The 18595-nt window shown below is 56.8% G+C and carries 16 protein-coding genes and 1 pseudogene; 8 read left to right on the forward strand and 9 right to left on the reverse strand.

Going from position 1 to position 18595, the window contains the following annotated elements:
* Positions 1 to 148: 148 nt before the first annotated feature.
* Complete coding sequence (locus H6F75_RS19860) at positions 149 to 2299, forward strand: polyribonucleotide nucleotidyltransferase (protein ID WP_190754137.1); 2151 nt, start codon at positions 149 to 151, stop codon at positions 2297 to 2299.
* A gap of 196 nt (positions 2300 to 2495) precedes the next feature.
* Complete coding sequence (tpiA, locus tag H6F75_RS19865) at positions 2496 to 3248, forward strand: triose-phosphate isomerase (protein ID WP_190754138.1); 753 nt, start codon at positions 2496 to 2498, stop codon at positions 3246 to 3248.
* A 262-nt stretch (positions 3249 to 3510) separates the two neighbouring features.
* On the opposite strand, the gene H6F75_RS19870 is transcribed toward tpiA, so the two are convergent.
* On the reverse strand, positions 3511 to 4227 hold the full coding sequence (locus tag H6F75_RS19870; protein WP_190754139.1) for a pentapeptide repeat-containing protein: 717 nt from the start codon (positions 4225 to 4227) through the stop codon (positions 3511 to 3513).
* A gap of 331 nt (positions 4228 to 4558) precedes the next feature.
* Between H6F75_RS19870 and H6F75_RS19875 the strand changes: the two genes are divergently transcribed.
* Positions 4559 to 5326: a hypothetical protein gene (locus tag H6F75_RS19875; RefSeq protein WP_190754140.1), complete on the forward strand. Its 768-nt coding sequence runs from the start codon at positions 4559 to 4561 to the stop codon at positions 5324 to 5326.
* Between the two features lie 73 nt (positions 5327 to 5399).
* A complete protein-coding gene (locus H6F75_RS19880; RefSeq protein WP_190754141.1) occupies positions 5400 to 6416 on the forward strand; it encodes a pentapeptide repeat-containing protein in 1017 nt (338 codons plus the stop codon).
* Between the two features lie 64 nt (positions 6417 to 6480).
* Here the strand turns inward: H6F75_RS19880 and ruvB are convergent, their stop codons facing one another.
* Together ruvB and H6F75_RS19890 are read right to left on the reverse strand one after the other, a co-directional pair.
* Positions 6481 to 7644, reverse strand: coding sequence for a Holliday junction branch migration DNA helicase RuvB (gene ruvB / locus H6F75_RS19885; RefSeq protein ID WP_190754142.1), 1164 nt, complete (start codon positions 7642 to 7644; stop codon positions 6481 to 6483).
* 69 nt (positions 7645 to 7713) lie between these two features.
* Positions 7714 to 7923, reverse strand: a complete 210-nt coding sequence (locus H6F75_RS19890; protein ID WP_190754143.1) for a hypothetical protein — start codon at positions 7921 to 7923, stop codon at positions 7714 to 7716.
* 413 nt (positions 7924 to 8336) lie between these two features.
* On the opposite strand from H6F75_RS19890, the gene H6F75_RS19895 reads away from it, so the two are divergent.
* Entirely contained in the window at positions 8337 to 8990 is a 654-nt protein-coding gene (locus tag H6F75_RS19895) for a hypothetical protein (RefSeq protein ID WP_190754144.1), read from the forward strand.
* Positions 8991 to 9034: 44 nt separating this feature from the next.
* Here the strand turns inward: H6F75_RS19895 and H6F75_RS19900 are convergent, their stop codons facing one another.
* The 3 genes from H6F75_RS19900 to H6F75_RS19910 form a co-directional block, all read right to left on the reverse strand.
* On the reverse strand, positions 9035 to 10600 hold the full coding sequence (locus H6F75_RS19900; RefSeq protein WP_190754145.1) for a Gldg family protein: 1566 nt from the start codon (positions 10598 to 10600) through the stop codon (positions 9035 to 9037).
* Between the two features lie 46 nt (positions 10601 to 10646).
* On the reverse strand, positions 10647 to 11459 hold the full coding sequence (locus H6F75_RS19905) for an ABC transporter permease (RefSeq protein ID WP_190754146.1): 813 nt from the start codon (positions 11457 to 11459) through the stop codon (positions 10647 to 10649).
* Positions 11460 to 11561: 102 nt separating this feature from the next.
* A complete protein-coding gene (locus H6F75_RS19910; RefSeq protein ID WP_242020165.1) occupies positions 11562 to 12584 on the reverse strand; it encodes an ABC transporter ATP-binding protein in 1023 nt (340 codons plus the stop codon).
* Between the two features lie 414 nt (positions 12585 to 12998).
* Between H6F75_RS19910 and H6F75_RS29050 the strand changes: the two genes are divergently transcribed.
* Positions 12999 to 13181 (forward strand): hypothetical protein, encoded by a 183-nt coding sequence (locus tag H6F75_RS29050; RefSeq protein WP_190754147.1) that lies wholly within the window; start codon positions 12999 to 13001, stop codon positions 13179 to 13181.
* An 81-nt stretch (positions 13182 to 13262) separates the two neighbouring features.
* On the opposite strand, the gene H6F75_RS19920 is transcribed toward H6F75_RS29050, so the two are convergent.
* Positions 13263 to 13943, reverse strand: a complete 681-nt coding sequence (locus tag H6F75_RS19920) for a DUF4033 domain-containing protein (RefSeq protein ID WP_190754148.1) — start codon at positions 13941 to 13943, stop codon at positions 13263 to 13265.
* A gap of 72 nt (positions 13944 to 14015) precedes the next feature.
* Positions 14016 to 15770 (reverse strand): ABC transporter ATP-binding protein, encoded by a 1755-nt coding sequence (locus H6F75_RS19925; protein WP_190754149.1) that lies wholly within the window; start codon positions 15768 to 15770, stop codon positions 14016 to 14018.
* A gap of 246 nt (positions 15771 to 16016) precedes the next feature.
* Between H6F75_RS19925 and rdgB the strand changes: the two genes are divergently transcribed.
* Positions 16017 to 16634 carry an RdgB/HAM1 family non-canonical purine NTP pyrophosphatase gene (gene rdgB / locus H6F75_RS19930; RefSeq protein ID WP_190754150.1) on the forward strand — a complete coding sequence of 206 codons (618 nt, stop codon included), beginning with the start codon at positions 16017 to 16019 and terminating at the stop codon, positions 16632 to 16634.
* Positions 16635 to 16764: 130 nt separating this feature from the next.
* Here rdgB and H6F75_RS19935 read toward each other — a convergent pair whose 3' ends face one another.
* A complete protein-coding gene (locus H6F75_RS19935; protein WP_106871929.1) occupies positions 16765 to 16884 on the reverse strand; it encodes a photosystem II protein Y in 120 nt (39 codons plus the stop codon).
* Between the two features lie 818 nt (positions 16885 to 17702).
* On the opposite strand from H6F75_RS19935, the pseudogene psaA reads away from it, so the two are divergent.
* Positions 17703 to 18595: pseudogene (gene psaA, locus H6F75_RS19940) on the forward strand (photosystem I core protein PsaA); the annotation flags it as partial.

The following is an 18595-nucleotide window of genomic DNA, read 5'->3' on the forward strand; positions in this document are numbered from 1 at the left end:
GTAGAGTACCCAACGCGTCCTAAAACCTTAAGTCTTTTGCCTAATTTTGCCTCTGGCGCCCTATGCACCAAGCCATCGCCATCATCGGTGCTAGGATCAGGCCAAAGAAACCAAGAAGAATGGTAAGAGAGAAAGGACGTAGTCGTACATGCAAGAATTTGAAAAAACAATCTCCTTCGGTGGTCGCGATATTCACCTGAGGGGTGGACTGTTGGCTCCCCAAGCGGGGGGTGCGGTGTTGGTACAGTCGGGTGAGACCGCGGTTCTGGTGACCGCAACCCGCTCAGCAGGACGTCAAGGCATCGATTTTTTGCCTCTGCTGGTTGATTACGAAGAGCGTCTTTACGCCGCCGGACGCATTCCCGGCGGGTTTTTGCGGCGGGAGGGCCGTCCTCCAGAGCGGGCTACTTTAATTTGTCGCCTGATCGATCGCCCCATGCGACCCCTATTTCCCCAGTGGCTGCGCGACGACATTCAAATTGTCGCCACTACCCTGGCTATGGATGAGCAGGTGCCCCCCGATGTATTGGCCGCCACTGGTGCGTCGATCGCAGTGCTGCTAGCCAAAATTCCCTTCTACGGCCCCATGGCAGCGGTGCGCGTGGGTTTAGTGGGCGACGATTTTATTATCAACCCCACCTATAAAGAAGTTGAAACCGGCGATCTTGACCTGATCGTGGCGGGCTCCCCCGACGGGGTGATCATGGTAGAAGCGGGTGCTAATCAGCTGCCCGAGGCCGACGTAATTGAGGCCATCGACTTTGGCTATGAAGTCGTACAGGATTTGATCAAGGCCCAGTTAGAGCTGATCAAAGAGCTGGGAATCGAGATCGTCACCGAGCAAGAGCCTGAGACTGACCCCACTCTGGCCACCTTCATCGAAGAAAAAACTGCCGCCGCCATCAAAGACGTGCTGAAGCAGTTTAGCCTCACCAAGCCCGAGCGCGACGAAAAGCTCGACGCCATTAAAGATGAGCTGGTCACTGCCATTGATGCCCTAGAGGACGAAAATCCAGTCAAGGTAGCGGTGGCTGAGAACGGTAAAGCCCTGAGTAACACCTACAAATCAGTAACCAAAAAGCTGATGCGTCAGCAAATCGTCGCTGAGAAGGTGCGGGTCGATGGTCGCCAGCTCGATGAGGTACGCCCAATCTCCTGCCGAGTGGGGCTGCTGCCCAAGCGGGTGCATGGCACTGGGCTATTTCAGCGGGGCTTGACCCAGGTGATGTCGGTCGCTACCCTGGGCACCCCCGGCGATGCTCAAATGATGGATGACCTTCACCCCGATGAAGAGAAGCGCTATCTGCACCACTACAACTTCCCCCCCTACTCGGTGGGCGAGACTCGGCCGATGCGATCGCCTGGTCGTCGCGAAATTGGCCACGGCGCTCTCGCCGAGCGTGCTCTGGTGCCAGTGCTGCCTTCCAAAGAAGACTTCCCCTACGTGATTCGAGTGGTATCGGAGGTGTTGTCCTCTAACGGCTCCACCTCCATGGGGTCAGTGTGTGGTTCTACCCTGTCGTTGATGGATGCCGGTGTGCCCATTACTAAGCCCGTCAGCGGAGCGGCCATGGGCTTGATCAAAGAAGGCGACGAGGTGCGCATTCTCACCGATATTCAAGGTATCGAAGACTTTTTGGGCGATATGGACTTCAAAGTCGCCGGTACCGACACGGGTATCACCGCCTTGCAAATGGATATGAAAATCACCGGTTTGCCCCTATCGGTGATTGCCGACGCCATCAACCAGGCCAAGCCCGCCCGCCTGCATATCCTTGAAAAAATGCTGGCCACCATTGATACCCCAAGAGCAGAGCTATCGCCCTACGCTCCGCGCCTGATCAGCTTCAAGATCGATCCTGAGATGATCGGCATGGTGATCGGCCCCGGTGGTAAGAAGATCAAGGCGATTACTGAGCAAACCGGCGCTAAGGTCGACATCAACGACGATGGCACCGTCACTGTTTCGGCGATCGAAGGCGAAAAAGCCCTTCAGGCTAAAGCCTTGATTGAATCAATCGTCTTTAAGCCTGCCGCTGGTGATGTGTTTGTGGGCAAAGTTACCCGCGTTATCCCCATTGGGGCTTTTGTGGAGTTTATGCCCGGCCAGGAGGGCATGGTTCACATTTCGCAACTGGCGGACTATCGGGTGGCCAAGGTCGAAGACGAAGTCAACGTCGGTGACGAAGTGATCATCAAGGTGCGTGAAATTGATGGCCGCGGTCGGATCAATCTGACCCGCCTCAACATTCACCCTGACGAGGCGGCAGCAGCCCGCGAGGCAGCGGCCCTGCGCTAGAGCAGTCGCAAGGTGAGGAAGGTAAGGGAGATGAGGGGTGAGGCGATCGCAAAGTCTTCCCTCATCTCCTCATCCTCTCCATCCCTCTTACCCCCGAATCAAACGTTGTGCGCTGCAACAATTGATTCGGGGGTTCTTTTCTTAGTACGATGCAGGGATGCAATTTTGTATATCTAGCCTTTAACCTCAAAACACCGTGCGCAAAATCGTTATCGCTGGCAACTGGAAAATGTATAAGACCCAGGGCGAAACCCTGGACTTTCTGCGCCATTTTCTCGGACAACTCGCCGATACCCCCGACGGGCGTGAAATAGTTCTGTGCGCGCCCTTCACAGCCTTGGGAGCCCTGTCCAAAAGCCTGCACGGGGCCAGGATTAGGGTGGGTGCTCAGAACATTCACTGGCTGCCAGAGGGAGCATTTACTGGCGAAATCTCGGGGGACATGCTGCGAGAGCTTGGGGTGCGCTACGTGATTGTGGGTCACAGCGAGCGTCGCCAGTACTTCGGCGATACCGATGAAACAGTCAATTTGCGCCTGAAAGCCGCTCAAAAGTGCGGCCTCATTCCAATTTTGTGCGTAGGTGAGACCAAAAACCAGCGCGATGCCGGTGAAACCGAGGCGGTCATTACTACCCAAATTGAGAAGGGTCTGGTAGATGTTGACCAAAACAATCTGGTGATTGCCTATGAACCGATCTGGGCGATCGGCACGGGCGACACCTGCGAAGCCGCTGATGCCAACCAGGTGATTGGGGGCATTCGCAAGCTGCTGAGAAATCCTGATGTCACTATTCAGTACGGTGGATCGGTCAAACCCAGCAACGTCGATGAGCTGATGAATCAGCCTGAGATCGATGGTGCCCTGGTGGGTGGTGCTAGCCTAGAGCCTGAAAGCTTTGCCCGTATTGTCAACTTTCAGTCGAGTACTACCTTGGCAAGCGCACCTTAGAGCGCCTTAGCAAACAGAAATGGCGCGAGTATGCGGAAACTTGCATAGGCCAACTCATCGGCGTCCTCCAACGCAATGCTGTGGTCACTGGCGGCGGTCGGATTAAGGTACTGAAGAAACCACTAGCGGGTTGCCATGCCGCCCACAACAGCAATGCGTTCGTTGATGGCTTTTGCCTTTGGAAGTTGAAAAGAGAACGGTTTGCGGTGGCGGCTTAAGCGAATTCTTTCACCCAGATGGGGCATGGATTGGGTAGATGACGTTAGGGTTCTGATTGATCAGCGATGCTTTCGGAACGGTTGGGGTCGCAGCCCTGGGAGGGGTTGATGGGCTGCACATAGCCCTGGTTGTAGGTGCTGCCGTCGGGCATGGTGGCAAACTCTAAGCGCGCCCCGGTGAGGTTGGCATTGGTTAAGTCGGCTTCGTAGAGGTCGGCGTAGCGTAGATCTGCCCCACGCAAATCGGCGTTTGACAGATCGGCCTGGCGCAAGACCGCCCCATAGAGGCTGGCTTCTGAGAGATCAGCCTGGTGCATTTGGGCTGAGCACAGAGCGGCATCGCGCAACTCGGCTTGGGTGAGAGATGCGCTGGCAAGGTTGGCTTTGACAAGACTGGCATGGAGCATTTGAGCCTGACTGAGGTCGGCTTGCAACAGGTTAGCTTCGGAAAGGTCTGCCCCCTGAAGATTGGCCTGATGGAGGGTTGCCTGGGTGAGATTTGCTTTGTGCAAGATAGCGTTGATCAATTGAGTGCCGGTCAAGTTGGCCCTGGTCATATCAGCCTCTCGAAAATTCTCGCGGCTGAGGTCTTGGCTGCTGAGATCGGCGGCGGCTAAATCGCATTGCTGACAGCGGCGATCGCGCGGAGAGCCCGCTCCTTGGGCTGTGGATGAAGTCTCTGTGGCACCATCCCCTGCGGCCTCTAGGGTTTGATAACGGCTGAGTTGTTCATTTGCCACACGCCACGCGGTGGGGGTCACAGCGGTTAAAAGTACGAGCAGACTGACAAAGATGTTCCACCGCATAGGTTGAGCTGGGTTGCTAGGTATTGGTGTTCCAATACTCAAAGGCCTGAACATTGATCAGGAGCGATCGCATCAAGTTTTGATAGGAGTTAAACCTCTCCTCGTAAAGGATCCCAGCTTTTCGATTAGATGGCTGAGATATCCGTATTTCTACGGATATCTCCCTAAGGTTTCATCAAAGTATCACAGAGTACCATCGGTGAATTCGTAGTTCCTTGCTGGTTTGTTGCGTATTCTGAAGGAGATCTCCGGGGGGTGATTTATTCACCTCAGTGTGTTCTCTGTTATGGATAACTCTCCCTTTCGTCGTATTGTTTTGCCAGCGCTGCTGGCGTCTAGTGCTGGGTTTGCAGCTCTTACCTGGCCGATGGCCTCCGACCGCGCGGTCCAGGTCTCGGAGCAGCTACCCCAACCCCTCAGCTACTGGGTCGACTCAGCTCTGCTCCCCAACCAGCACAAGGAATTTTCGATTCGTTACATCGGCTTTGCTATCCTGTCGAGCGTTGCGATCGGGGTCGGTACCGCTAAGGCCATGCGCGTTCGGCAGGGCCGAGTGCAGCGACACCAGAGGTTACTCGATCAGGTGCTGCTGGCGGATGATCAGCAGGAGGACTTTGGAGGCGATCGCCTGCCTATCACCGCCCCCATGCAATCGCATTCTACTGATTTGGCTGCAGCCAGCCATGACGCAGCCCTAACTGCAACTACCGCTAAGGCTGCCACAACCCTTGACTGGGCTAGCCTGCTGCCGACTACCCCTGATGCCTCGGCAAAGGTGGAACTGACTTCTAGCCCCATAGATGAGCATGTGCTCTACCACATTCAGGGTGCCGATCAGTGCCGCAGTTTAGCCCTTGCTATAGAGGGTGAGTACTACCGCTACTACCGCACCCGCCCCGATTTGGACAAGGCTCGAAGGTTGGTACAGCAGCTTCATCAGCAAGGCAAACGCGCCCTCACCACCTGGGATGACAACGGCTATGTGGTTTGGGTACATCAGCCTGAACGACCCCAGCAGGCCGTTCCTTGGCTAGGACATTTAGCTACAAGTTAAGCATGCAAGCCCAACTGGGCAAAAGTCGGTTATCAAAACGATGTTCCTAGGCAATGTTGAGCGGTAAGCAGGCATGAATCTCAAAACGCTAGAAGATCTTTGGACGGCCTTTGTGGAAGGGGAGCGCGACTTTACCGGCATCAATTTAGCCGGAGCCGACCTCAACCACTGGAGTTTAGCTAGGGTCGATTTTTGGGGCGCCGACTTTAGCGGGGCAAATCTCACCCAGGCTAATTTTCGTCGGGCTAACCTCAAACAGACCCAGTTCTGCAACGCCAAACTGGCGGGAGCCGACCTGCGCTGGGCCGATCTACGCGAGGCCGTGCTGACCGGGGCCGACCTCGATGATGCGCGTTTGGAAGGCGCTCTCTACAATGCTCAAACCCAGTTTCCCGAAGGGTTTAACCCTGGACAAGCCCGCATGTGGAGCCTGGCACCAGGGGCTGCCCTGGCCACTAAAGATTTACGAGAGAGGGATCTGGGTGGCACCGACTTAACCGCCGCCGATCTCAGCGGGGCACTGCTAGTGAACAGTCAACTATTTGGGGCGGTGCTAAGACGCAGCAACCTGCTCAGTGCTCTGGTTGGCGATAGCGACCTGCGCTACGCTGATTTGCGTCAGGCCACGCTGATGTTAGCCGACCTGCGAGGGGCCGACCTGCGCTATAGCGACCTGAGCCGAGCCAATTTAATTGGGACTAACCTGCGAGGGTGTCAGCTAGCCCACGCCAACCTAGACGGGGCCCTCTACTCCGATAGCACCCATTTCCCGCGCGGGTTTCAGGTGCCTGAAACGATGCACCATATAGCTCCGGGCGCATCCCTGTGGGGAGCTGATCTCAGTGGGGCAAGGCTAACTGGGGTAGATCTCAGTGGGGCTAATCTAGCTGGGGCTAACCTCATGCACGCCGACCTGTGGGGGGCCTGTTTAGCCAATGCTGACCTCAGCGGAGCGAATCTGCTGGGAGCAAATCTGCTGGGGACCGACCTGACTGGGGCTAATCTCAACCAAACCAACCTGATGCAGGCGATCATTGACATGCCGGGAGACGTAGCGGGGGCGGTTGCTTTTGATAGCCAGCCTGCTTAGGCGAAGGGATGGGGTGCCAGGCTGAAGGAACGATCTAAAACCGTATGCCTTCTCTGTCCTCGACTCACAACAATGCCATTTGGTTGCCGCCACCAGGAGTCTCGTCGTAGCCCAGATGGCGGCGGGCGGCAAGGGTGACCACTCGGCCGCGGGGAGTGCGCTGTAGGTAGCCAATTTGCAGCAGGTAAGGTTCGTAGACTTCCTCAATGGTTTGGGGGTCTTCGCCCGTGGAGGCGGCCATGGTGTCGAGACCAACGGGGCCACCGCCAAAGTTTTCGATCATTACTGACAGCAGGCGGCGATCGGTCCAGTCGAGGCCGCAGGGGTCAACGTTGAATAGTTCTAGCGCTTCGGCGGCTAGGGCGGCGGTGATGGGGCCTGCTCTCTTAACCTCAGCATAGTCGCGCACTCGCCGCAGCAGGCGATTGGCAATGCGGGGGGTGCCTCGGGCACGGCGGGCAATTTCTTCGGCTCCGGCGGGTTCGATGGGAGTTTTTAAGACATCGGCGGTGCGCAGCACAATGGGCTTAAGCTCATCGATTTCGTAGAAGCGCAGCCGCTGGATCAGCCCAAAGCGATCGCGCAGCGGAGAACTCAGCGCCCCTACCCGCGTCGTTGCTCCCACTAGAGTAAAGGGGCACAGTGGAATGCTGCGAGTGCGGGCCGACTGCCCTTTGCCGATAGTGATATCCAGTCGTGAGTCTTCCATTGCCGGGTACAAGATTTCTTCGGTGACCCGGGGCAGCCGGTGAATTTCGTCAATAAACAGCACATCCCCCGGCTTGAGATTGATCAGCAGTCCGGCAATATCGCGAGGCCGCTCTAGGGCAGGGGCCGTGGTGATTTTGCAGGTCACCCCCATTTCCTGGGCCAAAATTAGCGCCATGGTGGTTTTGCCCAACCCTGGCGGCCCATACAACAGCAAATGGTCGAGCGGCTCTTGCCGCGACTGAGCCGCCTGAATGGCGATGCCCAGCACTTCTTTAAGGGATGCCTGGCCAATGTAGTCTTGCAGCCGCTGGGGCCGCAGGGTGTCTTCAGGGGCAGTTGACGATAGTGCCTGGGTATCTGGTTCATCCCCCAAATCTTCTGGCTGCATCTCTCCACCCTTGACTAGGGAGAGCAGCGGCTGTAGATCAGCCGCTTCGGTGGGTTGGACTGGCAGCTTAGACTGAGCCCGCTTGGGCTTGGCCGAATCGTCGGACGTGTGAGAAGAAACAATGGCCATAAGGGAGCCTAGGGGGCGGCCCCCCCATGATACTGTGGTGCATTTGCACTATCAAGCCATTGGCTGGCTCTATAGCAGGATGAGCAGACCGAGGCTAAAGCCAAGCATGCCCAAGATCACCGACCCCAGGCCCGCAGGCTTTGGTTCGGGGGAGAGGCTCAGGTCTTTTTCAAAATCGCATTTGAGGCAGTGGTACACCGTGGGCTTATATTCCACAATGCTGTGAACACCGCACTCGGGACACTGCACGCTGGGCGGGGTGAGGGTAGATACAGTCATGGCTACACACCTAATGGGTAAACGGGCAACCAGGGAATCTCCAGATTGGGCTGAAGATTCGCTCGACAGCAGAGAACACACTAACAGCATGGAACAGGTGTCCTGGTTGCGCGAGGGGAAAAACTTCTGGAAAATTCTGCTCTTAATTCAGGAGTTATTTGCAGATTGCAAACGCAATCGACCTAGCTGGGGCTCACCTAGCAGAAGAACGAGACTACGACGAGCAAAAATGCTTAATAAGCTTAAATTGTGGCATTTTGCCTGTCCTCATCCAGGCTTTACCTGTTACGGGGAGATCAATCACGGTTCACCTGCCCAGGTCTGCCATGTTGCCGACCAAACCCGACTAAACCCGATGGCCGTTACCTCTGCTCTAAGGGCAAGCTGGGCCTAGTGATGAGTGGATACTGACTATGCCCGCACCAAAATATCTAACACAGGCCGCGATCGCCCTGATTGGCTTTGAGGTAGGGCTTGCTTTCGCCTATTTGGCCCTGATTGGTCTGCGGGGCGAGGCGGGGCTATTTGACTTTGACGGGTTGCGATCGCTGCCCTCTTGGCTACAGGCGAGCCTGCTGAGTGCGATCGGGTTTGTGTGTGTGGGTTTGCTGCGCCATCGACGGCACATGTCTAAGCCGTCCTGGTTGCTGCCCAGCGCTTTAGCACTGCTCTGTTTCTTCGGCGCTGTGGATGAATTGATCAAGTTTCACCTCACCCTGGGGCAGGTGGACTGGAAATTGATTTACCTCGGCCTCTTGATGGCGATTGTGGTGCTGGGATTTAGGGATTTAGTCTGGCTATGGCGTACCCACCGGCTCACGGTGCTGTGGGTGCTAGCGGGGCTGGGGATCTTCTTGCTGGGCGGGTTTGGGGCCGAGCTGGCCAAGGATGCGATCGCGCCAGCGCTATCTACCCGTTTCTCATCTGAAACCGTATTTTTAATCGAACATCTCCGCATCACCCTAGAGGAATTGGCAGAACTCCTGGGTGAAACCATTATTCTCTATGCCATAGCCTGTTTCGCCCAGCAGGTCTTACCTTCCCAGACGCGGCTCAAACATCCCTAATGCCGTCTCTGCTTTTTGCCCTCTAGCCGGCCTGAGCAGGCGTTCTATCGCCGCCGTAGCCACATCAGCACGGCTAGACCAAGTCCGATAGCCGGCAGCACCAGCAAGGAAAATACCCCGAGACCAATCTGCTGCTGCACCGTCAGGGTAATGCGGCGGTTGGTGACTTCGCGGGGGCGAATGGAGAGGGTGGCGTCGGTCTGCTGACCCAGCCAGCTAATGGCATTGAGAAAGACATCGCCATTGAGCTGCTGCTCAAAGAGGCCATCGGTGGCAAAGGTGGCGTTGCCAATCACGACTAGACGCGACTCCGGTGGCGGTTCACCTTCGGCGGGGGTCGCTCCTTCGACCGGGCGACTGAGGGCAACCCCAAGGGTGTAGGGGCCAGAGGGCGGCGCGTTTTCGTCGTATTGCAGCTCGCCTTCGGTGGAAAGAGCCTCGGCCCGGCTTTGGGGATTGCTCTGCAAAATAGGCGTTGTCGTTACCCCGGGCACCTCTTCGACATTGACTGGACGCACCAGCGGAAAGAACGATCGCCCGCCGGTAAAGTCGCGGGTGATGGGGTGGTCGCCGAAGTCGGTGACTAAGGGGGCGGCGGGGCCAAGGCCAACGAGCTGGCCACTACCGGAGGTATCCAGCACAATGCGATCGTCAAGGGTGATGCCCCAGGGGTCGAGCAGGCGATCGAGGCCAGGACTGGTGCGCGGGTCGATCAGCAGCATGAGGCTGCCGCCGCCGTTGAGATAGGTTTGCAGCGCGTTAACTTCAGGCTCAAAGAATTCGGCGGCGGGGCCGGCCACCACCACCACGCTGGCATCCTCGGGCACTGTGCTGGTTTTAGAAAGGTCGAGGGGCTGCACCACAGCGCTTTTGTCTTCGAGGGCGGTGGCGGCCTGCAAAAAGCCGGTGTCGCTGCCGTCGATGGTGAACTCCTGGTGACCTTGGGTGAAGTAGACGGTGAGGGGGCGATCGCTCACCACCTGATCCAGCGCATTGGTCAACGTGCGCTCCGACAGCCGCTCGCTGGGGCCGACGTTCTGCAAAAAGCGGCGAGTCTCGCCACTTTCCACAAACACCATGCCCGTTTGGGTAGCGCCAAACTCCTGGGCTTGACGGGGATCGTTGTAGGGGTTGACGTAGTCAAAGGTAAACTGCGGCCCGGCCTGGCGATAGCTTTCGAGCAGCTGGCGGTCCTGGGGGTTGGGCAGCGGGTCGAAGACGACGATGCGAGTGGGGTTTTCTAGGGTCTGTACCACCTGCTGCGACTGGGGAGCCAGGGTAAAAATCTGGTTCTCAGTCAGGTCTACTCGGCTGGCATAGCGCACTGCCAAAAAGTTCACCAGGCCCAGAATGGCCAGCACCGCCAGAGTAGAGATCAGAGCGTTGGCCCCTGCCTCGGTGGAACGCTGAGCCCAAAACCGACCCTGCCCGTAGTTACCCAGCACCAGCCCAAGCAAGAGTAGGCCAATGCCCCCAATCAGTAGGCCTGCGGGCAACAGCGTCCACCCGGCGACAATACCGGCAATCAGCCCCGCTGTTACTAGGGCCAGCCCCGGGAAAGCCAGGTATTTCAAATACTTTTGGTAGGCCGCCAACGATTTCATCGCCATTACTCGCTACTACTAACCTGCTGACGTTAACTGGACTGATTGGGCACTAGGACCGCTGGAACCGAAGTGTTTCAATGGACTGGGCCGTGAGATAAAGCCCCAACCCGATGAACGAGAGAAACAGCACCAGGCCACCGGTGTCGAAAATGCCTTCGGTAAAGTCGGTGAAATGCTTAAGTAGGGATAGATGGGCGATCGCGCTGCCCACCACCCCCGGTAGCCCTTGGGCCACCGCATCCACCAGCCACAGCAGCAAGATCAGCGCAAAGGTCATAATCGCCGCCAGCACCGTGCTCTCCGTCAGCGACGAGATGAACATGCCGAGGGCCAATACGCTGGCCGCTAGCAGCACTAGCCCCAAGTGAGACAGCAAGAATACTCCTGATCCTGTGGGAGGCTCGGCTGCCCCCAGTGCGATCGACTGGCACACCATCAGCGGCAGCACCATCGCAAGGTAGAAGCTCACCACCGCCAGCAGCTTGCCCAAGGCCACCGCCCAGTTGGTTACTGGCGAAGTCGCCAACAGTTCCAACGTGCCCTGCTTGCGCTCGTCGGCGTAGAGCCCCATGGAGAGCATCGGCAGCACAAACATCGACAGCGACCCCAGCAGCCCCACATAGGCTTTGTTGAATTCGTAGGCCACATCAAAGGGAGGCGAGGGGGGCATGCCCATCTGCACCGCCTGATCGGCCATAGCCGCCTGGGCCAAAATGCCCTGAGGCCCCAGCAAAATCGCCACTAAGAAAAAGCCCCCCAGCAGCCAAAACACGGCGGCAATGATATACGGCAGGGGCGAGGCGAAGTAGCTTTGCAGCTCCCGCTGGTAGATGGCGAGGATGTTTTTGAAGAGAAGGGTCATGGGCGGGGAGAGGGGATGGGTGGATGGGTAGGGGAGTGGGAGGGTGGATGGGTAGGGGGTGAGGAGATGAGGAGGATGGGGGAAACCCAAGATCCAAAAGGGTTAGGTCTCGAATTCTTCTGGCGTTGGCTCGACTGTGGGGAGCTCGGCGAGTGCTTCGGGCGGTGCCGTTGCCCCTGTCGCGGGTTCGGTGGTGGTGAGGTTGAGGAAGACGTCTTCGAGGGTGGCCTGCTGGCGGCGCAGCTCGTGGAGTTCGAGACCGGCGTTGATGAGAGCGGCGGACATAACGGCTCCCAATGCGCGATCGGCTTCTGCACTCACCCGCAGCCGGTGGTGATAGTCTGGCAGGTGCTCTAGCCCCAGTAGGGTGACCTGGCGCACGGGGGACAGCTCACTTAACAGACGCTGGGCTCTATCCACATCCCCTTTGATCTCCAGTTCGTAGGCGGCTTCGCCGGAGAGTCGGGTGGTGAGGTTGTCAGGGGTGTCGGTAGCGACGACCTGGCCACGGTTGATGATGGTGACGCGATCGCAGGTCATGCTCACCTCCGGCAAAATGTGGGTGGAGAGAATGATGGTGTGGCTACCCGCCAGCCCTTTGATCAACTGCCGCACTTCATTGATCTGGCGCGGATCCAACCCCACTGTCGGCTCATCCAAAATAATTACTGGCGGGTCGTGGATGATGGCCTGGGCAATGCCCACCCGCTGTCGATAGCCCTTTGATAGCTTGCGAATCAGCACCTTGCGCTTGTCAGTTAAACCGCAGTGATCCATCGCAATGTCGGCCCGCTTTTGGCGCAGATCGGCAGGCACGCCCTTGATTTTGGCCACAAAGTTGAGAAAGCCCTGCACCGTCATATCGGGATATAGCGGCGGCGACTCGGGCAGGTAGCCAATCCGCTGTCGCACCGCCATCGAGTCGGTATGCACGTCGTACCCGGCCACGCGGGCCGTGCCTTCAGACGCTGGCAAATACCCCGCCAAAATCCGCATAGTGGTGGTTTTACCCGCCCCGTTTGGCCCCAAAAATCCGAGAATCTCCCCAGGCTGCGCCCCAAAGGTGATGTCTTGAATGGCCGTGGTAGACCCGTAGGTCTTACTCAGGTGCTCAACTTCAATCATGGGTGTAGAACCGCCAGCAAACCAGTGGATATTGTACTGCTGATTACCGTAGCGATTTTTCCTCTGATTGCGTTTAAAGGCTCAATCTAAACCAACCCCTCGTCTCCCCCACCTCTCGATAACCACCCTCTACTACAATGGCCCGGTCCGTTGGGCCAAAGGCCGTAGCTTAGATATGGATTTACTCAAGCGCCAGGTGTGGATCAACTTTCTGGAATTGTTGCCCGGCAGCTTGGTCACGATATCAGTGATTGCTATCGCGTTCCTGAGATTCAACCCTGTTGCGTCTTTATGGCGAACAAGATTTCCAATTCCTCAGCATCGTCGCCCAGCTCCAAACCTGGAGCAACCGACTCACTGTGGCAGCCCTCCTGGCTGCACTGGCTATTTCGGCGTTGAGTGGAACCGTCGAAATTGGCCGGGACACGCTTCGCGAACGAGAAGGAAACCGCGAGGCTGAAGCAGGAGAACGCGAGGCTAAAAGAGCAGAACGCGAAGCTCGCCGAGAGAGAGAAGAAGCTCGCAGAGATCGACAAGAAGCTCGACGAAATCGACAGGAAGTACGCTACCAGAAAGCTCAAATCCGATATCAACTAGAACCTAGCGAGGCAAACCGACAAGAGCTGGAATCAGTACTCGCAGCACTTGAAGAGTATGAGCAGACCTTGGACGAAGCTCTCAGTTCCTGACCTTAGGGCAGGGTTGCGGATCACGGGTCGCGAGCGAGCAATGATCGATCAAGCAGGGCTGTTTGTAAGCATCCTCAGTTTCCAGCGGTGGCGGGGACTGGCCGAAGATCATCTCGCAGCTAAAGTCTTCAAAGTTTGGCACCATCGTCAGGGGAATGCCGAAGTCTTCGGTGAAAAAGCGCTGGGTGGGCAGTTTGCACATGTTGACGCACATGCCGACGCAGCGGCTTTCATCCAGGTAGCGGCACTTCTTGATTTGGACGCCGCTGCGCTGCTCTCTAATTCGCCCTTGGGGGTCGGTGAATTCTACAGTTTTGACTTCGCAAGGGCCGACCAGCCACTCGAATAGCCGCGCGGCAAACCAGGCGTTGAGTTCGCAGACTAGCCGGGTTGGCGAGAACAGGTTGCGAATTAGCCACAGCACTGGGGATGGCACCAGAGACTTGAGCACCACGGCGACGAGCGCCTGCTGCTGCTGAGCATTGCGCCCCTGCATAATCTGAGTGGATAAATCGACAACGCCGTCGTAGCCGCTGCGGGCGGTGTCTTTGCCCACGGCCTTGGCCATCTTGCGGCTAAACAGCCAAATGAACAGGCGATCGCCCACCCCATCCTGATAGGTCGCTTTTTCTGAGGTGGGACCAAGGCCCGTGGCCGGGGGCGATGCCATAGTAAATCAGGAATAATTACTTACTCCAGATTAATACTTGAGCGGGCGAGGTGACAGGCAGGGGCAAAATCTCTACCCCTGGCTGCTGCCAGCAAACTGCTGGGCATAGAACTGGGCGTAGCGACTCTGGTTGGCCAACAGTTCGCTGTGGGTGCCCGCTTCAATCACCTGGCCCTTTTCCATCACCAAAATGCGGTCGGCGTCGCGCACCGTGGCCAGCCGGTGGGCAATGATGAAGACGGTGCGATCGCTCATCAGTCGCTCCAGCGCCTCCTGCACTAGCGCCTCAGACTCAGCATCTAGGGCAGAGGTAGCTTCATCCAAAATCAGAATGCGGGGGTTAAGGAGAACGGCCCGGGCGATCGCCACTCGCTGCCGCTGCCCCCCCGACAGGTTTACCCCCCGTTCCCCCATCCAGGTGTAGTAGCCCTGGGAGAACTGGCTGATGAAATCGTGAGCGTTGGCAATGCGGGCCGCTGCTTCCACTGCTTCAATATCAAAATCTTTTTGACCAAAGGCAATATTTTGAGCGATCGTGCCGGAGAATAGCGTTGTTTCCTGGGGCACAATGCCAATCTGTCGCCGCAGGCTGCGCAGGGTGACGGTGGCAACATCCACATCGTCGATGAAAATTTGGCCTGCCTGGGGGTCATAGAATCGGGGCAGCAGGTTGACCAGAGTGGATTTGCCTGCGCCTGAGGAACCTACCAGGGCAATTTTCTCGCCGGGTAGGGCTAGCAGGTCAAGGTTGCGCAGCACGGGCTCGTCAGTCTCATAGCCAAACGTAACGTTGCGGTACTCGACCCGCCCGGTGACCTTGGGCAGTTCGGCGGCTGTGGGCAGCTCGCGTACCGCTGGCTCAATCTCGAGCAGCTCGATCACGCGGTCAACGGAGGCCTCACCCTGTTTAAACTCGCCATAGTTAATGATGACGTGGTTCACCGGGTCAATCAGCATCAGCGCGGCGACTACGTAGCTGCCAAAGGAGGCCCCAGTGAGATTGCCCTGGGAAATTTGCCAGGTGCCCACTAGCAAAATCAGCATCACCACCACGGCGTAGGTAAAGCCCACCACTGGGTACTGCACTGCCTGAAGCCAGGCCGCCTTGTACTTGGCCTGGCGGTTTTTCTCGGCCTCCTGGGTAAAGCGCTCGACTTCGTATTCTTCGGCAGCAAAGGCCCGCACCAGGCGAATGCCGCTAAACACTTCGGTCACCAGCGACGACAGGTCAGACACCAAGTTTTGGCTGCGCCGCGAAAATTTCAGCATTTGCTCCCCAAACCAGCCGGCCAACACCGCCAGAATGGGAACTAAGACCACTGCCGTTAGGGTTAGCTGCCAGTTGAGGTAGACCATATAGCCCAGCACCACCACCAGTTGCAGCACTGAGGGCAGAAAGTCGTGGAACAGTTTTTGCACGACCTCGCCGATGCGATCGATGTCTTCGGTCAGGCGGTATGACAGATCGCCAGTTTGGCTGCGCTCAAAGTAGGTGAGGCTGAGCCGGTGAATGTGGGTGTACACATCTCGGCGCAGATTAAAGGCCACCTCCAGGGCGGCCTTGGCCATCAGCGAGTCTTGAATGTATTGACCAATCTTTTGCAGCGCAAACCCGGCCATGGTGATGGCAATGAAGCGTGACACCACAGGCACATTGCCTGCCGCCAACTGCTCCAGAATGTTCCCCGACAGCCAGGCCAAAATCGGCCAAAAAGAGACAAAAATGACGGTGCCAAACAACGCCTGCAAGATAGTGGGCCACTCGCGCCGTACGTAGGGGGCAAGCGTCCAGTATTTGGAGCCTTCAGCGGAGCGCTCGGGGTTCAAGGGCAAAACCTTCGCAATGGCATACTGTTCACCACGCTACCAGGTTTGGAGTGTTCCAGGTAATGTCGTGTCTGGGGATTTGGCTAGACCGCTCTGGCTAGGGGCAGTTAAGCCGTCCTATTGAAATTTTTAATCAGAATTAGCCAAATCACTCTTGACCCCAATCTGCTGTGAGCGCGCCATTTTAACCCGACGGGCAAGGCACTACAATCGACCCATGGCCTATGTTTGAGGGATGTTTTGCCGATGCCCACGGTTATTGTTGCCACCGGAAACCCCGGCAAGCTGAAAGAGATGCAGGTGTATCTAGGCGATCTGGGCTGGGAGCTACAGCTCAAGCCCGATGCGATCGATATAGAAGAGACCGGCACTACGTTTTTAGAAAATGCGCGGCTCAAGGCGGCAGGGGTAGCCAAGGCTCTGGGCCAGTGGGCGATCGCCGACGACTCGGGCTTAGAGGTTCACGCCCTTGGGGGTGCGCCGGGCATCTACTCAGCTCGCTACGCCGACAGCGACTCGGCTAGAATCGATCGCCTGCTTCAAGAGCTAGAGGGTAAGCGCGCTGGTCAGGGCTCCGCTGAGGAGGGCAATTCCGGAACAGACCGCAGCGCTCAGTTTGTTTGCGCTCTGGCCCTAGCAAATCCAAGAGGTAAAATCGTTTTAGAAACAGAAGGCATCTGCCCCGGCGAGATCTTGCGGGCTCCCCGAGGTACTGGCGGTTTCGGCTACGACCCAATCTTCTATGTGCCTGCCTTGGACAAGAGCTTTGCCGAGATGTCGCCCGAGCAAAAGGACGCCAACAGCCATCGAGGCATTGCCTTTAGTCAACTGATGCCCCACTTAAAGCAGTTAGCCCTAGGGTAACCTAGCCGTGGCTGGGTCTCCCTAGGGCTGATTGGGAACTGGTGTGCGATCGCCCCCATGGGCGGATCTTGGACTATCGCCCCAGTGGAGCCAGTCTTTGACCATCGCGCACTAGCTTCGCAGGCAGATTCTAAGCTTCTCGATTAAGGAAATCTTGCAGTTGCCCTAGAGCAGCCCGACCAATGTTAAACACAGCCCAGCTTGCGGCCACAGCAATCGGCAGTAAAACAACAACGACTCGCCAATCCATAGGGCATGCCCTCCTAAACTAGTTTTACTTAAACACTTGTCACAATTTTCTCATAATGTACACCACATGGGGCGATCGCGGGCCGAGAGATTTCTCGATCTAAACCAAGGCTAACCTCCCTCAGGGCATCAAGATCGCCTGGCTCGCCGCCTCGACAAGCCCCAATAGCACCTCTACAGCCATTATCCTTCGGGATTCTGTCCCTGGGCCGTCGCCCTTAAATTAACCTCTAATCGATCGCTGGTGACCACCACAAATCGAAGTAGCTCGTTATACATAAGCAGACCAGCAGCAGGAAAAAAGTTCGAGCTGGTCTGGGGTGCGATCGTCACCTGCTCCCCACTTGGGTTTGCGCCCTAACTTACTCAGTAGTGAAAGAAAATAACGGGCTGCGATCGCCTTCGTGAATTCTCTGGACGCAAGAAATAGAAGGGTCTTAGACTGCCCTTCTCCCTAGCTTGAACAGCCGTTTTAATTTAATTTTCTCAGAGTTATTAACTTGTGAAAACTTCCCTTACCAAGAGCGGCGGTGATTCTGTAGGTTGTTACTTAACCTGTCATAGCCCTGCAAATCTAAAGCCCTATGGGGTCGTTCCCAGGGTGGCTTGAAACTTTCTAGGGACTAGGCTGTTAAGCGCTGTAAACCTGATTCTTAGGCCTCTCCCTTGGCCGTCCAATGGAGGTCGTTTGTGTCTCAGGTGGCTTGTAACGCCTGAAACGGCTTATTTAAGCTTTCTATAGACTCAGGTTTATCCGTCTATTGAGTAGGAAGCGCCTTTATCCGCTCTGTATTTTCGAGTAGAAGAGAGGAGAGTCCCATGACCATAAGTCCCCCTGAACCGGGACAAAAAGTCAGGGTAGTGGTTGACAAAGATCCGGTGCCCGTCTCATTCGAGCGATGGGGCAAGCCCGGCCACTTCGACCGCACGTTGTCCAAGGGACCCAAAACCACCACCTGGATTTGGAACCTGCACGCCGACGCCCATGACTTTGACACTCACACCAGTGACCTGGAAGATATTTCACGGAAGATCTTCAGTGCTCACTTTGGCCACTTAGCCGTTATTTTTGTCTGGCTCAGCGGCATGTACTTCCACGGTGCCAAGTTCTCAAATTATGAAGCTTGGCTAACTAATCCAACCGGTATTAAGCCCAGTGCCCAGGTTGTTTGGCCCATCTTTGGCCAAGAAATTCTAAATGGCGACGTGGGCGGTGGTTTCCACGGTATTCAGATCACCTCTGGCTTGTTCCAGTGGTGGCGCGCCAACGGCATTACTAACAGCTTCCAGCTCTACTGCACCGCCATTGGGGCGCTGGTGATGGCCGCTCTGATGCTGTTCGCCGGCTGGTTCCACTACCACAAGCGCGCTCCCAAGCTGGAGTGGTTCCAGAACGTGGAATCGATGATGAACCACCACCTGGCTGGGCTACTGGGCCTGGGCTGCTTGGGCTATGCCGGTCAGCAGATCCACGTGTCGTTGCCCATCAACGCCTGTATGGATGCGATCGATGCGGGGCGGCCGCTAACCATTGGTGGTCGGGTGATCGACTCAATTGGAGCAATTCCCTTGCCCCATGAGTGGATCCTCAACAAGGCCCTGATGGCTGACTTGTACCCCAGCTTTGCTGAGGGTATCAAGCCCTTCTTCACCCTCAACTGGGGCGTGTACTCTGACTTCCTCACCTTCAAGGGCGGTCTAAACCCTACAAC

The sequence above is a fragment of the Nodosilinea sp. FACHB-131 genome, from assembly GCF_014695395.1.
Taxonomy (GTDB): Bacteria; Cyanobacteriota; Cyanobacteriia; order Phormidesmidales; family Phormidesmidaceae; genus Nodosilinea.

What these genes read in the sequence shown, in the direction of transcription:
- H6F75_RS19860 (WP_190754137.1), top strand. Translation starts at nt 149, where the DNA reads ATGCAAGAATTTGAAAAAACAATCTCCTTCGGTGGTCGCGATATTCAC.
- H6F75_RS19875 (WP_190754140.1), top strand. Translation starts at nt 4,559, where the DNA reads ATGGATAACTCTCCCTTTCGTCGTATTGTTTTGCCAGCGCTGCTGGCG.
- H6F75_RS19880 (WP_190754141.1), top strand. Translation starts at nt 5,400, where the DNA reads ATGAATCTCAAAACGCTAGAAGATCTTTGGACGGCCTTTGTGGAAGGG.
- ruvB (WP_190754142.1), bottom strand. Translation starts at nt 7,644, where the DNA reads ATGGCCATTGTTTCTTCTCACACGTCCGACGATTCGGCCAAGCCCAAG.
- H6F75_RS19890 (WP_190754143.1), bottom strand. Translation starts at nt 7,923, where the DNA reads ATGACTGTATCTACCCTCACCCCGCCCAGCGTGCAGTGTCCCGAGTGC.
- H6F75_RS19895 (WP_190754144.1), top strand. Translation starts at nt 8,337, where the DNA reads ATGCCCGCACCAAAATATCTAACACAGGCCGCGATCGCCCTGATTGGC.
- H6F75_RS19900 (WP_190754145.1), bottom strand. Translation starts at nt 10,600, where the DNA reads ATGGCGATGAAATCGTTGGCGGCCTACCAAAAGTATTTGAAATACCTG.
- H6F75_RS19905 (WP_190754146.1), bottom strand. Translation starts at nt 11,459, where the DNA reads ATGACCCTTCTCTTCAAAAACATCCTCGCCATCTACCAGCGGGAGCTG.
- H6F75_RS19910 (WP_242020165.1), bottom strand. Translation starts at nt 12,584, where the DNA reads ATGATTGAAGTTGAGCACCTGAGTAAGACCTACGGGTCTACCACGGCC.
- H6F75_RS19920 (WP_190754148.1), bottom strand. Translation starts at nt 13,943, where the DNA reads ATGGCATCGCCCCCGGCCACGGGCCTTGGTCCCACCTCAGAAAAAGCG.
- rdgB (WP_190754150.1), top strand. Translation starts at nt 16,017, where the DNA reads ATGCCCACGGTTATTGTTGCCACCGGAAACCCCGGCAAGCTGAAAGAG.
- H6F75_RS19935 (WP_106871929.1), bottom strand. Translation starts at nt 16,884, where the DNA reads ATGGATTGGCGAGTCGTTGTTGTTTTACTGCCGATTGCTGTGGCCGCA.